Source organism: Pseudomonas sp. E6002, from assembly GCF_013385565.1.
In the GTDB taxonomy this organism is placed as follows: Bacteria; Pseudomonadota; Gammaproteobacteria; order Pseudomonadales; family Pseudomonadaceae; genus Aquipseudomonas.
The window spans coordinates 1-12991 of record NZ_JACAPT010000048.1 but is presented as its reverse complement, the minus strand read 5'-3'; the positions used below and the strand labels follow the sequence as shown (position 1 = coordinate 12991).

General features: G+C 63.7%; 11 protein-coding genes. 3 read left to right on the top strand and 8 right to left on the bottom strand.

Annotated elements, in window-relative coordinates:
* Positions 1–5: 5 nt before the first annotated feature.
* Both HX815_RS29580 and HX815_RS29575 read right to left on the bottom strand, forming a co-directional pair.
* Positions 6–1130, bottom strand: coding sequence for an alkene reductase (locus HX815_RS29580; protein ID WP_177029381.1), 1125 nt, complete (start codon positions 1128–1130; stop codon positions 6–8).
* A gap of 98 nt (positions 1131–1228) precedes the next feature.
* Positions 1229–1906 (bottom strand): type 1 glutamine amidotransferase domain-containing protein, encoded by a 678-nt coding sequence (locus HX815_RS29575; RefSeq protein ID WP_177029380.1) that lies wholly within the window; start codon positions 1904–1906, stop codon positions 1229–1231.
* A gap of 167 nt (positions 1907–2073) precedes the next feature.
* On the opposite strand from HX815_RS29575, the gene HX815_RS29570 reads away from it, so the two are divergent.
* A complete protein-coding gene (locus HX815_RS29570) occupies positions 2074–3030 on the top strand; it encodes a GlxA family transcriptional regulator (RefSeq protein WP_003220105.1) in 957 nt (318 codons plus the stop codon).
* 4 nt (positions 3031–3034) lie between these two features.
* Here HX815_RS29570 and HX815_RS29565 read toward each other — a convergent pair whose 3' ends face one another.
* The gene (locus HX815_RS29565) at positions 3035–3541 is read right to left on the bottom strand and encodes a GNAT family N-acetyltransferase (protein WP_177029395.1); all 507 of its coding nucleotides are present in this window, start codon (positions 3539–3541) and stop codon (positions 3035–3037) included.
* A 189-nt stretch (positions 3542–3730) separates the two neighbouring features.
* Between HX815_RS29565 and HX815_RS29560 the strand changes: the two genes are divergently transcribed.
* Positions 3731–4603, top strand: a complete 873-nt coding sequence (locus tag HX815_RS29560) for an undecaprenyl-diphosphate phosphatase (RefSeq protein ID WP_003220102.1) — start codon at positions 3731–3733, stop codon at positions 4601–4603.
* Here the strand turns inward: HX815_RS29560 and HX815_RS29555 are convergent.
* On the bottom strand, positions 4600–5556 hold the full coding sequence (locus HX815_RS29555; protein ID WP_003220100.1) for a Dyp-type peroxidase: 957 nt from the start codon (positions 5554–5556) through the stop codon (positions 4600–4602). The genes HX815_RS29560 and HX815_RS29555 overlap by 4 nt on opposite strands.
* A 329-nt stretch (positions 5557–5885) precedes the next feature.
* Between HX815_RS29555 and HX815_RS29550 the strand changes: the two genes are divergently transcribed.
* A complete protein-coding gene (locus HX815_RS29550; protein ID WP_177029379.1) occupies positions 5886–7625 on the top strand; it encodes a dipeptidase in 1740 nt (579 codons plus the stop codon).
* Between the two features lie 34 nt (positions 7626–7659).
* Here HX815_RS29550 and HX815_RS29545 read toward each other — a convergent pair whose 3' ends face one another.
* The 4 genes from HX815_RS29545 to HX815_RS29530 all read right to left on the bottom strand — a co-directional run bounded on the left by HX815_RS29545 (position 7660) and on the right by HX815_RS29530 (position 12755).
* A complete protein-coding gene (locus tag HX815_RS29545; RefSeq protein WP_177029378.1) occupies positions 7660–9399 on the bottom strand; it encodes an ABC transporter ATP-binding protein in 1740 nt (579 codons plus the stop codon).
* Positions 9393–11186 carry an ABC transporter ATP-binding protein gene (locus HX815_RS29540; RefSeq protein WP_177029377.1) on the bottom strand — a complete coding sequence of 598 codons (1794 nt, stop codon included), beginning with the start codon at positions 11184–11186 and terminating at the stop codon, positions 9393–9395. Before HX815_RS29540 ends, HX815_RS29545 begins: the two co-directional genes overlap by 7 nt.
* Positions 11187–11277: 91 nt before the next feature.
* Positions 11278–12237 carry a FecR domain-containing protein gene (locus HX815_RS29535; RefSeq protein WP_177029376.1) on the bottom strand — a complete coding sequence of 320 codons (960 nt, stop codon included), beginning with the start codon at positions 12235–12237 and terminating at the stop codon, positions 11278–11280.
* Positions 12238–12245: 8 nt separating this feature from the next.
* On the bottom strand, positions 12246–12755 hold the full coding sequence (locus HX815_RS29530; RefSeq protein ID WP_177029375.1) for a sigma-70 family RNA polymerase sigma factor: 510 nt from the start codon (positions 12753–12755) through the stop codon (positions 12246–12248).
* Between the last annotated feature and the right edge of the window lie 236 nt (positions 12756–12991).

Sequence of the window (12991 nt, the reverse complement as noted above, 5' to 3'; positions counted from 1 at the left end):
CGTGCCTACCCGGCATACACCGGATAATCGGTGAAGCCCACCTCGGTGCCGCCATACAGGCCGTCCGCGTTCAACGGGTTCAGCGGCCAACCGTTGAGCAGGCGTTGGGGCAAGTCGGGATTGGCAATGTACGGCCGGCCAAACGCGATCAGGTCTGCCAGCCCCGCCTCTACCAACCGCACGCCGCGCTCTGCGGTGTAGCGGCCGGCGTAGATGATCCGGCCGCTGAAGGTGTCACGCACCGCCTGGCGGAACGACTCGGGCAACTCGGGGGCATTGTCCCAGTCGGCCTCGGCAATCGACACGTAGGCGATGCCGGCCGCCTCAAGCACCTTGATCGCCTCGATGTAGGTGTGATGCGGGTCTTCCTCGACGAGGCCGATGTAGACCCGGTCCTGGTCAGTGCCGCTGAACAACGGCGCAAAGCGCACACCCAGGCGTTGCGGGCCGGCTACTTCGGCCACCGCCTCGACGATTTCCCGCAGGAACCGCAGGCGATTGTGCAGTGAGCCACCGTATTCATCGTCGCGCTGGTTGGAATGCGCCGAGATGAACTGGTTGACCAGGTAGCCGTTGGCCGAATGAATTTCCACGCCATCGAAGCCTGCGGCCAATGCATTTTTTGCAGCCTGGGCGTAAAGCCCCACCAACTCCTTGACCTCGACGGTAGCCAGGGCGCGCGGCTCGGGTGGCTGCACCAACTTACCGGTGCCGGGCCCGGTTGCAACGAATGCCTTGGCTTGCTGCGGCTGGATCGCCGACGGCGCGACGGGTGCTGCGCCGTCGGGCTGCAGTTCGTGATGGGACACGCGACCCACATGCCAAAGCTGGGCGAAGATCACGCCGCCTTCGGCATGCACGGCATCGGTCACGGTACGCCAGCCGTCAATCTGCTCCGGTGTGTAGATGCCCGGGGTCCAGGCATAGCCCTGGCCGCGAGGCTCGATCTGCGTGCCCTCGCTGACCATGAAGCCGGCGGTGGCGCGCTGGCGGTAATAAAGCGCCATCAAGTCCGTGGCGATATCACCGGGCTGGGCACTTCGCTGGCGGGTAAGCGGCGGCAGGACGATGCGGTTTTTCAGGGTGTGGTGCCCCAGTGTGATCGGGGTACCTAAAGCGCTGTTGCTCATGGGGGAAAGTTCCGGATTCAAATTTCAGACAAGCAGAAGCTGCCGGCTCCCGCTCAGGGGAGCCGCCAACAACGTACTTTTGGGGGGGATTCAGCGGGTTACGCGGTCAGCTTCAACAGCGATTTGGCAACGTCACTGGAACTGGCAGGATTCTGCCCGGTGACCAGCAGGCCATCTTCAATCACAAAGGACTGCCAATCGGCACCCTTCTCATACGTGCCGCCCAGCGCCTTGAAATCATCCTCGATCAGGAACGGCACCACGTCGGTCAGGCCAACCGCCGCTTCTTCGGAGTTGGAGAAGCCGGTGACGCGTCGGCCCTTGACCAGCGGCTCGCCGTTGACTGCCTTGACGTGCCGCAAGGCACCCGGGGCATGGCACACAAAGCCAATCGGCTTGCCCGCACGCTCGAAGGCTTCGATCAGGGCGATGGAGGTTTTCGACTCTGCCAGGTCCCACAGCGGGCCGTGGCCGCCTGGGTAGAACACGGTGTCGAAGTCGCCGGCGTTGACCGACTCCAGCTTCACGGTGGTGGCCAGGGCCTGTTGCGCAGCCGGGTCAGCGGCGAAGCGGCGGGTCTGGTCGGTTTGCGAATCCGGCAGGTCGCTGACCGGGTCCAGGGGCGGTTGCCCACCGGCCGGCGAAGCCAGGGTCACGTCGGCCCCGGCGTCCTTGAACGCGTAGTAGGGAGCAGCAAATTCTTCGAGCCAGAACCCGGTCTTGCGGCCGGTGTTGCCAAGCTGGTCGTGAGAAGTCAAAACCATCAATACTTTCATGTGCCAGTGCCTCGGGGTGATGTGGGTTGGAATGGAATCAAGCTTAGGAGCCGGGCCAAAACCGCACAATGTCATGTCCGCAAGGATTCCGGACATTGCGCCAAGGCGGTTGCCGTTTCCCTGGCACACGCCGACAATCACCGCTCCGCGCCCCCTGGAGAGATGAGATGCACAGCATTGCGCTGATGGTGTACCCGAACTTTCAATCCTTGAGCCTCAGCCTGGGCTCGGTGTTCGAGTGCGCGAATCTGCTGCGTGGCGAGCAGGCGTATGAGTTTCACCTGGTGTCGGAAAGTGGCGGCCCGATCATGACGTCCCAGGGCTTCTCGGTGAACAGTACGCCGATCCGGCCCGAGGGCTATGACACATTGATCGTCAGCGGTTACCTGGAGTTCCAACTGCCTGACGCCAGCCTGCCGAGGCTGGTCCAGGCGGCGTCCAAACAGTCGCGGCGGATTGCTTCGTTGTGCATGGGCATCTTCGTGCTGGCCGAGGCGGGATTGCTCGAGGGCAAGCGCGCCACCACCCACTGGCTGCACGCACCGGCCTTTGCCAAGCGCTACCCGCAGATTCGCCTGGAGGAAGACAAGCTGTTCGTGGTCGACGGCCAGATCTGGACCGGTGCCGGCATGAGCGCCGGGGTGGACCTGGCGCTGGCGATGGTGGAGAACGACCTGGGCAGCGACCTCGCTCGCCGCATCGCGCGCAAGCTGGTGATTGCCCAGCGCCGTGGCAGCGAACAGTCGCAGCTATCGGCGTTGCTGGAACTCGACCCCAAGTCCGACCGTGTGCAGTTGGCCCTGGCCTACGCCCGGGAGAACCTGACCCACGACCTTTCGGTCGAGGCCCTGGCGGCCGTGGCGCGGCTCAGCCCACGCCAGTTCAGCCGGGTGTTTCGCGAGGAGACCGGGCAAACCCCGGCCAAGGCCATCGAATCCCTGCGGGTGGAAGCCGCCCGGGCAATGATGGAAACCAGTCGGCATCCGGTGGAAGTGGTCGCCCGCGAGACCGGGTTCGGTGATCGCGAGCGCATGCGCCAGGCGTTCCTGCGGGCGTTCGGCCAGCCGCCACAGGCGATGCAGGCGGCATTGTTCAGTGCAGGGGCTGGCGCAGCGTTTAGCTGATGCCTCAGTGCAGCGCCGCCCGCGTCACCAGGAAGCTCAGCAAATTCGGCTCATCATCCAACTCGATGGCCTGCACCGGACGCGGCAGGTTATCCAGTACCGTGCGCCAGAACGCCTGGCTCACTTCGTCCTGATCATAGAAACGCACCAGCCAGTTCGCATCGCCGCTGCTCAAGACCTGGGTGGCGATGGCGCGGCCAATGCCTTTGCGGCGATAGCGTTTCAAGATGAACAGGTCCGCCAGTTCCAGCGCGTCGATCCCTGGGAGTTCGCTGCCTTCGATCAGCAGGAAGCCTGCGATAAAGCCATCGACCAATAACAGGTTGGCGCTCCATTGCGGGTCTTCCCAGTAGCGGGCCAGGTGCTCCTCATGGATGTAGAAGCGACCGTCCACCTCGACATCTTCCTGTTCCCAGTCCGAGGACTCGTAGGCGTAGAACTGGTAAAGGTTGGCGATCAACGTGGCGTGTTCCGGGCCGGTCTCGATCAGTTCGACGGTGGTATCGGGGATTGCAGGCATGGGCATCTCGGCAAAAAAACAGGCTGCCATTGTCAACAAAGCCACCTGCAATGCCAATACACCGGCCAAGCTTTCTGCTTGCTGAACCGATCGCGCTTTTCTCGTGTCAACGACAAAATCGTTACAAAGTTAGACTAAACTCCGCGTCACTTCCCTCCCCTTGCTTTCAGGATAAGTACTTTGACAAACGTCTGCACCAGCGGCCTCGATGTCGGCTTTGCGTCCCTGGATTACCTGCAAATAGGCATCCTGGGCATCATTCAGGGCATCACCGAATTGTTGCCCGTGTCTTCCACCGCCCACATGCGCATCGTGCCCGCCCTGCTCGGCTGGCCGGATCCCGGCTCGGCGTTTTCCGCAGCCATGCAGTTGGCCGCCCTGGCAGCAGTGGTCAGTTACTTCTGGAAGGATGTACGCCAGGTCACGGTCGGCAGCATCACTGCGGTGCGCCAGGGTGACTACAACAACCAGTGGTTCAAGCTGGCGGTGGCCATTGTGCTGGCGACGATTCCGATCGGGATTGCCGGGATAGCCTTGTCGTCGACCCTCAACTCCTGCAACTCGCCGCTGCGCGGGCTGATGGTGATCGGGATTTCCTGCCTGGTGATGGCGGTGCTGCTGGCGGCGGCTGAACTCAGCGCAAGGCATAAGCGCACGGTGGGCGAAATGCGCCTGCGGGATGCGCTGATTGTCGGCATTGCGCAGATCGGCGCGCTGATTCCAGGGGTTTCCCGCTCGGGTTCGACCCTGACCGCCGCACTGTTCCTCAACTTCAAGCGTGAAGAAGCGGCGCGGTTTTCGTTCCTGCTGGGCTTGCCGGCGATCGCCCTCGCGGGGCTGAAAGAGCTGTGGGTATTGTTCCACGCCGACCTGCCCGCCCACGCCTGGCCGCACCTGATCTTCGGGCTGGTGGTCGCCAGTGTGTCGGCGTTCTTCGCGATCTGGGGCCTGATGAAGTTCCTGGAGCGATTCTCCACCTGGCCGTTCGTGATCTACCGCGCGGTGCTGGGGGTGTTCCTGATTGTGGCGGTGAGCACCGGGTTGTTGGCCTAAGGCGCGCGGTCGGCCAGTTCTTCGAGCAAATCCGCTGACGGTATGAAGAACAGGCCGCCGGTGACCGCCGTGCTGAAGTCCAGCAGGCGGTCATAGTTGCCGACCGGTCGGCCGACAAACATGTTCTCCAGCATCAACTCCAAAGGCTCTGGCGAGCGCGCGTAGCCGATAAAGTACGTCCCGAATTCCCCCGCGCCCGGCCGGCCAAAGGGCATGTTGTCCCGCAGGATCTTCACTTCCTCGCCGTCCTTGGTGATGGTGGTCAATGCACTGTGGGAATTGCTCGGCTTGGTCGCATCGTCGAGCTCGATGTCCGACAGCTTGGTGCGCCCGATCACCCGCTCCTGCGCCTCCACCGACAATTCATTCCAGGCCTGCATGTTGTGCAGGTACTTCTGCACCATTACATAGCTGCCGCCGCTGAACGCCGGATCCTCATCACCGACGATGGTGAAACCCACCGCCTTGCGCCCGACCGGGTTCTCGGTGCCGTCGACAAAACCGATGATGCTGCGCATGTCGAAATAGCGGAAACCCTGGACCTCGTCCACCACCGTCACCGCATCCCCCAGCGCCGCCATCAACTGGGTGGCCAATTCGAAACACAGGTCCATCTGCTCGGCACGAATGTGCAGCAGGATATCCCCCGGCGTGGCCGGCGCCAGGCGCCCGGCCACGCCCACTTCCTTGAACGGGTGCAACGCTGCTGGCCGCGGCCCCCCGAACAGCGCATCCCACGCCTTGGAGCCAAACCCTGCGACACACGTCAGGTTGCCGGCTGGCACCCGCTTGCCGACCGAGCGCACCAGGCCGGCGATATCGGCGCACCAGCTGCGCACCGCCTCAGCCGAGTCACTGCCAGGCGCCAGGGTCGCGACCATGAAAATGGCGCTGCTGGTGATCGGGCTGCAGACGGATTGGGGTTCAAGGTTTTGATCGGATGGCGATGTCATTGAGAGGTCCACGGGTGGCGGTCGAGATTCAACGAGCGCAGATTAGCAGACCACCTAACCCTGTGGGAGCTGTCGAGCTTTAGCGAGGCTGCGAAGGCGGCAGCAGTGTCAACATTGATGCTGCCTGACCCACCGCTATCGCAGCCTCGCTAAAGCTCGACAGCTCCCACACTGTATTTTCGTTTATGCGCCACTTGTGCATTTGCTCCGGACAAATCCCACAACGGGGGCTCCCCTCCTGCGCCCTCCCGATGGTAGTGTGTGAAATTGTTTCTGACCTTTCGATCAGACATTTCTCACTCACTCCCTGCAAAGGAATGCCCCCAGCAATGGATTTTTCCCTCAAGCAACTGGCCGTAGCCACCCTGATGGCCGCCAGCCTTTCGGTGTTCACCACCCAAGCTCAAGCCAACCTCACCCCACAACAGAATGCCGTCATCCTGAAGACCTTCAGCGATGCCTCGGTCAAGGATTTCCGGCAGTTCCTCGCCAGCCTGGCCAAGAATGACGTGGCCAAGAGCGACAACCTCGGCCCGGCCATCAGTGCCTTTCTCGACAACAAGGACCTGAGCGCCGACCAGCAGAATGAAATCCATCGCCTGCTGGGCCTGTATGCGCGGGTGAAGTACGGTGCGGCCGCCACTGAAACCCTGCGTGAGCTGGTGGAGATCCCGACCTTCCAGGTCGCCGGCGTGGCCCAGCACGACAATCCCGAGTTCATCAAGATCGCCGCCAAGATCAAGAGCCTGGCCGAGTCGTTCAACCTGAACTTCCGCAACATCGACAACCGCGTCTACGAGATTTCCCTGGAAGGCAGCGGCGATGAAGTGGTCGGCATCCACGCTCACGCGGACGTGGTGCCGGTAACCCCGGAAAACTGGGTACTCAAGGACGGCACCAAGCTCGACCCATTCAAGGTCACGCTGATCGGCGACCGGATGTATGGTCGCGGCACCGAGGATGACAAGAACGGCATCGTGGTGGCGATGTACGCGATGAAGGTGATCAAGGAAGAGAAGCTGCCGCTGGCGCGCAATTTCAAGCTGCTGGTGGACACCACCGAGGAAACCTCCGGCGACGCGATCCCGTACTACTTCGAGCACAACCCAACGCCCAACTACAACCTGGCGCTGGACGGCGGCTACCCGGTGGTGATCGCCGAGAAAGGCTACGGCACGGTCATGGCCAAGTTCCCCAAGCGCAAGGCTGAAGGCAAAGGCGCAGAAATCATCTCGATGACCGGTGGCAAGGCCACCAACCAGATTCCGTCGGCGTCGGTGGTGACATTGCTCAGCGACAAGCCTGCCGAACTGGCCGCCAGCCTGCAAAAGGCCGGCAGCGAGTACGCCAAGCGCAATGGCGGCGACTTTGAAGTGGCGGCCAAGGTCGTCGGCAAGGACGTTCAGTTGACCGTCACTGGCGTGTCCGCCCACTCCTCCGAACCGGAATCCGGGGTGAACCCGGTAGCCAGGGTCCTCGACTTCCTCAACAGCCTCGACGGCAAGGTCGCGCTCAAGCACAACCAGTTCACCGACGCCGCGCACTACGCCGCCAACAACTGGGGCCTGGATTACCTGGGCGCCAAGCTGGGCGTGGGCTTCTCCGATGCGTTCATGGGCCCGCTGACCACCTCGCTGACCTATGTGGGCGAAGATGACACTACCTTCAAGCTGGCGGTCAACCTGCGGGTGCCAAAGGGCAAGTCACCGGAAGCGCTCAAGGCCGAAATCGCCGACAAGCTCAGCGCCTGGACCAAGAAAAACCACGTAGCTGTGACCTTCGATTACTCGATCGCCGAGCCTATGTACCGCAACCCTGAGGGCGAGTGGGTCAAGGCGCTGTTGGCGGTGGCCAGCGAGAACCTGGGCATGGAGCACAAGTACGGTACTTCTGCCGGCGCTACCTCGGTGCATGAGTTGCCCAACGGCGTGCAATTCGGCCTGGCACGGCCGGAGGTCAAGTACACCGGCCATACCGACAACGAGTTCAAGACCGTCGACCAGTTCCTGCTGGACCTGCAGATCGTCACCGAAATGATGGGCCGCATCGGGCAACTGCCAAAGCTCTGACCTGCCCTTCGGACCCGCCTTCCTGGCGGGTCCACTAAGTGATACGCCAGCCTTTGGACGCCCGCCGCTGCGCGAGGAACCGGGCATAGCGCCCTTGTCTTGCGGTCAATTGCTCAGGCGTGCCCTGCTCCACGATCCGGCCTTCATCGAGCACCACGATCTGGTCGGCCATCACCACCGTCGACAGCTGATGCGCGATCACGATCAGCGTGCATGTGCCGCGCAAGCGTGCCAGGGTTTCGGCGATGACCGCCTGGTTCTCGGCGTCCAGTGCTGCCGTGGCTTCGTCCACCAGCAGGATCGGCGCGCCCTTGATCAACGCACGGGCGATCGCGACACGCTGACGCTCGCCACCGGACAGGCGTGCCCCGCCCTCACCCACCGTGGTCGACAGGCCCATCGGCAGGCGCTCGATAATCTCTTGCACGCCAGCCTGTCGCGCGGCCTCCAGTACTTGTGCGTCGCTGGCGTCGGGTTTGCCGAGGCGAATGTTGTCGGCGACGCTGCCCTGGAACAGGTACGTGTCCTGGAAGATCTGGCTGATCTGCGCGTTGAGCTGCTCACCGGACATCTGTCGCACATCCACGCCTGCGATGCACACCTGGCCCTGGCTGACCTCGAAAAACCGTGCGACCAACCGCAACAGCGTGGTCTTGCCCGAACCGGAAGCCCCCACCAGCGCGGTCATGCTGCCGGGCTCAATACGCAGGCTCACCCCGCGCAGCACGTCCCGCGAACCGGCCGCGTGGCGAAAGCTCACATCGAACAGTTCCACCGAGGCATCCCGTGGAGATTGCGGCGCGCTCGGCGCCTTCAGGGGCGACGCGGCCAATATCTCGCGCACCGCCTCAAGCTGCACCCCGGCGCCGCGCAATGTTTCGCCATAGCCGGCCACCTCCAGCAACGGGTCGATGAAGCGGCTGACCAGCAACAGCGACACCATCACCGCAATCACCGAGCCCACGTGCAAGGCATTTCCCAGGTAAGCGTCAAGCCAAAGCGCGGCGGCGATCAACAAGGCCGCGAACACCACCTGCACCAGCCATATGTTCAGCAGAATCGAGGTGGCGGACAGCAGGATCAGGCGCGCCCCGGTCACGTGCTGCTGCTCGATCGCCCGTTGCAGGAACACCGAGCTGCCGCCGCCACTGAAGGCACGCAACACCGACTGCGACTGGGCGAACTCCAGCATGCGCTGGCTGGTGTCGGCCGAGCTGCGCTGGAACGCCCGGTCGGCGCGCCGCCCGAGGCGGGCGCTGAGCCAGAACGCGCCGCCGAGAATCGGCAACGCCAGCAAGGCAATCAGGCCCATTTTCCAGTGCAGCACAAACAACGCCAGTACCAGCACCAATGGCGTCACCACGCCGCTGAGCACCGGAGTAAATACATGGGCCGGCAGCTGAGCCACGGCCATCATGCCCTGGGTCACCACCTGGTTGAGCCGCGCCGTGTTATCAGGCGTGAACCAACCGACAGGCAGTTCGGCCACATGGTCGCCGATGCGCTGGCGCCCGCCTTGCAGCACCGCCACACCCACCGCGACGCCAGCCTTTTCAACCTCGCGTCGCGTGGCCCAACACGTCGCCACCGCCGCCAGGAACACCACCAGCCACAACGCCGCTTCGGCCAGATCACCGTTGAGCATGTCGGTGAGTACCGGCACCAGGGCGGCGAGGGTCAGCCCGCACAGCGCACCGTAGAACATCACTTTCCCGACATAGCGACGGAAGACCGGCCCGTCATCGCCCAACAGTTCGATAAAGGTTTTCAGCATGTCGGCAGCGCCTGTTCGCGGGTCTGTTTGTAACCGCCCGACGCCCACAGGCGCGCATAACGGCCCTCTTGCGCGATCAGTCGAGGATGGGTGCCCTGTTCAACAATACGGCCGTTTTCCAGCACGATGATGTGGTCGGCGTGCATCACGGTATCGAGGCGATGGGCAATCACCAACAGCGTGCGCCCTTGGGCGAAGCGCGACAGCGCCTCCTGGATTGCCACCTCGTTTGCAACATCGGCGGCGGCCGTGGGTTCATCCAGCACCAGCACCGGCGGCGCCAGCAATACTGCGCGGGCGATGCTGATACGCTGCTGCTCGCCACCGGACAACTGCGCGTCCTCGCCAATCACCGAGGCATAGCCCCGTGGCAAGCCGATGATGCACTCATGAATATTCGCGGCCCGTGCGGCCGCCTCGATTTCCTTGCGGCTGGCGCTGGGCCGGCCGAGGGCGATGTTTTCGGCAACGCTGGCGTGGACCAGGCGCACCTCTTGCAGCACAAAGCCGATCAGGTTGTAGAGCTGCGAGGTCTCGATCTGCCGCAGGTCGACGCCGCCCAGGGTGATACGCCCCTCGGTCGGGTCAAAAAACCGCAGCAGCAGGCGCGCCAGGGTCGACTTGCCCGAACCCGAGGCGCCGACGATCGCGGTTACGGTGCCAGGCTTGAGGGTAAAGCTGATGTTCGACAGTACCGGGTGCTGCGGGTCGTAGGCGTACCCGAGGTTTTCGACGCGTACTTCGGCGTCCTTGGGCAAGCGTTCGCACCCCGGCTCCACCTGGGCCAGCACCGGCGTCGCCAGCAGTGCCTGCACGCGCTGGGCCGCGCCGGTGGCGTTGTCCAGATCATGCATGATGTAACTCAGCAGCATCAGTGGCGCGCAAATGCCTGGTGCGACAATGGCGAACGGCAGCACCTCCACCGCGCTGATCCAGCCCAGGCTGACAAACACCAGGCCAAACGTCAGCACCATGGCGAGCACCGTCACCGGGGCGATCATCGCGTTGGCATTGGCCATCGTCCCCACCCGTGGCCGGGTGAACTCAACAAAGGCTTCGCTGAACTCATCTACCGCCTTGCGGTAACTGGCGTGGGCCTTGCCGGTGGCACCGAAGGCCTTGACCACCGGAATGCCGTTGACGAACTCGACCACCGCGTTATTGACCCGGGTCATGCGCTCGACAAAGGACTGCATGTGGCTGCCGCTGGCTTTCATCGCCCGGGTAAAAAACAGCAAAAACCCCGGAAACGGCAACAGCGAGACCAGCGCCATGCGCCAGTCCATCATGAACAGATAAGCCGCCGACAGCAGCACGGCCCCGGCACAACGGCCCACGGTGGTGTAGAAATGCGCAGTCAGGCTATGCAGGGTGCCGATATCGTCCTGCATTGCCTGCTTGACCTCGCCCGACGCCCGCTCGGTGAACCAGCCCAGCGGCACCTGGCTCAGGCGCTGGGCGATGGCCAGGCGCAAGTGGCGAGTGATGTGGTTGTCGGCCAGGTGCGCGACCGTCTCCGCAACTGTCATCAACAGCAGGCCCGCGAACAGGCTCGCCAGGCTGAGGCTGATGGTCAACCAGACCTCGCCCGATGCCTGGGCCATCGACGGCGCGCCGAGGGCGACCCTGGCGATATGCACAATGCCCCCCAGCGGCACCAGCGTCAGCATACTGCCCACACCGGCCAGCAGTGCCGCAGCGATCAGTCGCCCGCGCACCGGCCGCAACACTTGCGAGACCGCGCCGCGCCCCCTGGGTTTGGCCGCAGCCACATCCTTGTTACTCATGAAGTCTCCCTGACTGAATGAGCCTTTGCTCGCCCTTACCTTATCTTCCGAACGAGCGGCCAAAACCCTCAATCGAAACCTCAAGGAATTTTCAGGCAGGGGCGCGGACCGTCACCCAATAGCGGGTGCGCCGCACCACCTGGATCGGCAACGCGGCGGCCAGGTTGTCCAGCGCCAGGTCGGTATTGTCCAGGTGCAATACACCGCTGACCCGCAGCATCGCCACCTCAGGTGCACAGCGCAGTACACCGCGGCGGTAGCGTCCCAGCTCGGCGATCAGTTCGTCGAGCCGGGTGCCATCGGCCACCAACAGGCCCTTGACCCAGGCGATGCTGCGGTCAGTCACCGCCGCAGTCGGCTGCACGGTGTCCCTGGAAACCGTGGCGCCTTGACCTGCCTCCACCCGCGCACCTGCGCCATGGTCGGGCTGTACCTGCACGGTGCCCTCAAGCACGGCCAACTGGCAGTTGCCGTCGTCGCATTGGCGCAGGCTGAAGCGCGTGCCCAGGGCATGAAACACGCCCTGGCGACTCTGCACCCGAAACGGCCGGGGTGACGGCGCGGTCGTGATGAAGACCTCGCCGGCCCGCAGCAGCACCAGGCGCTGGTCGTCATCGAACTGCACGTCAATTGCTGAAGCCGGGCCCAATACCAGGCGGGTACCGTCGGGCAATACCACTTCGCGAACTTCACCGGTGCGGGTGCTATGGCCGGCACTCGCCAGTTGCCAGGCGTCTGTGTGGCGCACGCCGTAGGTGAGGCCACCGGCTGCGACCAACAGGCCCAGCAGGCGCAGGGTGCTCCGGCGGTCGGGGGAGTCGGGAGCGTCGGGTTCGGCCAGGCTGTGCCTGGCCACCGGCGCGGGGATGCTATGGAGTTTTTGCTCGAAGCCCAGCAGGCGCGTCCAGGCCAGTTCGTGATGGGGATGTTCGGCGCGCCAGTGCAGGCAGTTGGCGTGGTCTTCGGCGCTGGCGTCATCGGCCCACAGGCGGGCCATCCAGGCGGCGGCGCGCTCGATGATATCCGGGGAGATTGGCTGCTCGGTCGACATTGCGAGGGTCAGCCGTACAGGGTCTGGTAGCAGGCCAGCAGGCCGGCGGCGATGTACTTTTCCACCGAGGAGACGGAGACCTGGAGCTCGGCGGCGATCTCGCGGTAGCTCAGGCCATCGAGCTTGCACAGCAACAGGGCCTGGCGCGCCTTGGGTGGCAGGCTGTGCAGGGCGGCGTCGATTTGGATCAGGGCCTCGATGGCCAGGGCGCGGGTTTCTTCATCGGGGGCGCAGGGTTCGGGCAACAGGGCCAGGGCTTGCAGGTAGGCGGATTCGATCTGGCGGCGGCGGTAGAGGTCGATGACCAGGCCGTTGGCGATCTGGGTCAGGTGTCGCCGGGATTCGCCGGTGGGCGGGAGTTGGCCCTTGCGCATGAGTTGCAGGTAGACGTCGTGGGCCAGGTCGGCGGCGTCGAATGCGTTGCCCAGCTTGCGCCGCAACAGGGTACGTAGCCAGGCGTTGTGGTCGACGTATAGATTTTCAACCTGGCGTTGAAAGGCGAACTGTCCGATGTTCACAAACCTCTCCTTTTACCCAATGGGCCCGGGGGTGCTGGGGCGATTGGGCTGGTAATGATTTGCAAGACTATCGGCTCTGGGCTGCGGGTGCAATGCGGGGGGCTAGCGGGGGGGGGATGGCGGGGTTATGGGTACATATCCGTTGCTGCGGTCACGGCTGCTATTGGTTCCGCTCTTACAGCGGCTCACTTTTGAAAAGCGCAAAAGTAAGCAAAACGCTCTTGCCCCACCACTCG

Bases quoted from the DNA above. Each gene is read 5' to 3' on its own strand.
- HX815_RS29580 (WP_177029381.1), bottom strand. From the start codon at position 1,130: ATGAGCAACAGCGCTTTAGGTACCCCGATCACACTGGGGCACCACACC.
- HX815_RS29575 (WP_177029380.1), bottom strand. From the start codon at position 1,906: ATGAAAGTATTGATGGTTTTGACTTCTCACGACCAGCTTGGCAACACC.
- HX815_RS29570 (WP_003220105.1), top strand. From the start codon at position 2,074: ATGCACAGCATTGCGCTGATGGTGTACCCGAACTTTCAATCCTTGAGC.
- HX815_RS29555 (WP_003220100.1), bottom strand. From the start codon at position 5,556: ATGACATCGCCATCCGATCAAAACCTTGAACCCCAATCCGTCTGCAGC.
- HX815_RS29550 (WP_177029379.1), top strand. From the start codon at position 5,886: ATGGATTTTTCCCTCAAGCAACTGGCCGTAGCCACCCTGATGGCCGCC.
- HX815_RS29545 (WP_177029378.1), bottom strand. From the start codon at position 9,399: ATGCTGAAAACCTTTATCGAACTGTTGGGCGATGACGGGCCGGTCTTC.
- HX815_RS29540 (WP_177029377.1), bottom strand. From the start codon at position 11,186: ATGAGTAACAAGGATGTGGCTGCGGCCAAACCCAGGGGGCGCGGCGCG.
- HX815_RS29535 (WP_177029376.1), bottom strand. From the start codon at position 12,237: ATGTCGACCGAGCAGCCAATCTCCCCGGATATCATCGAGCGCGCCGCC.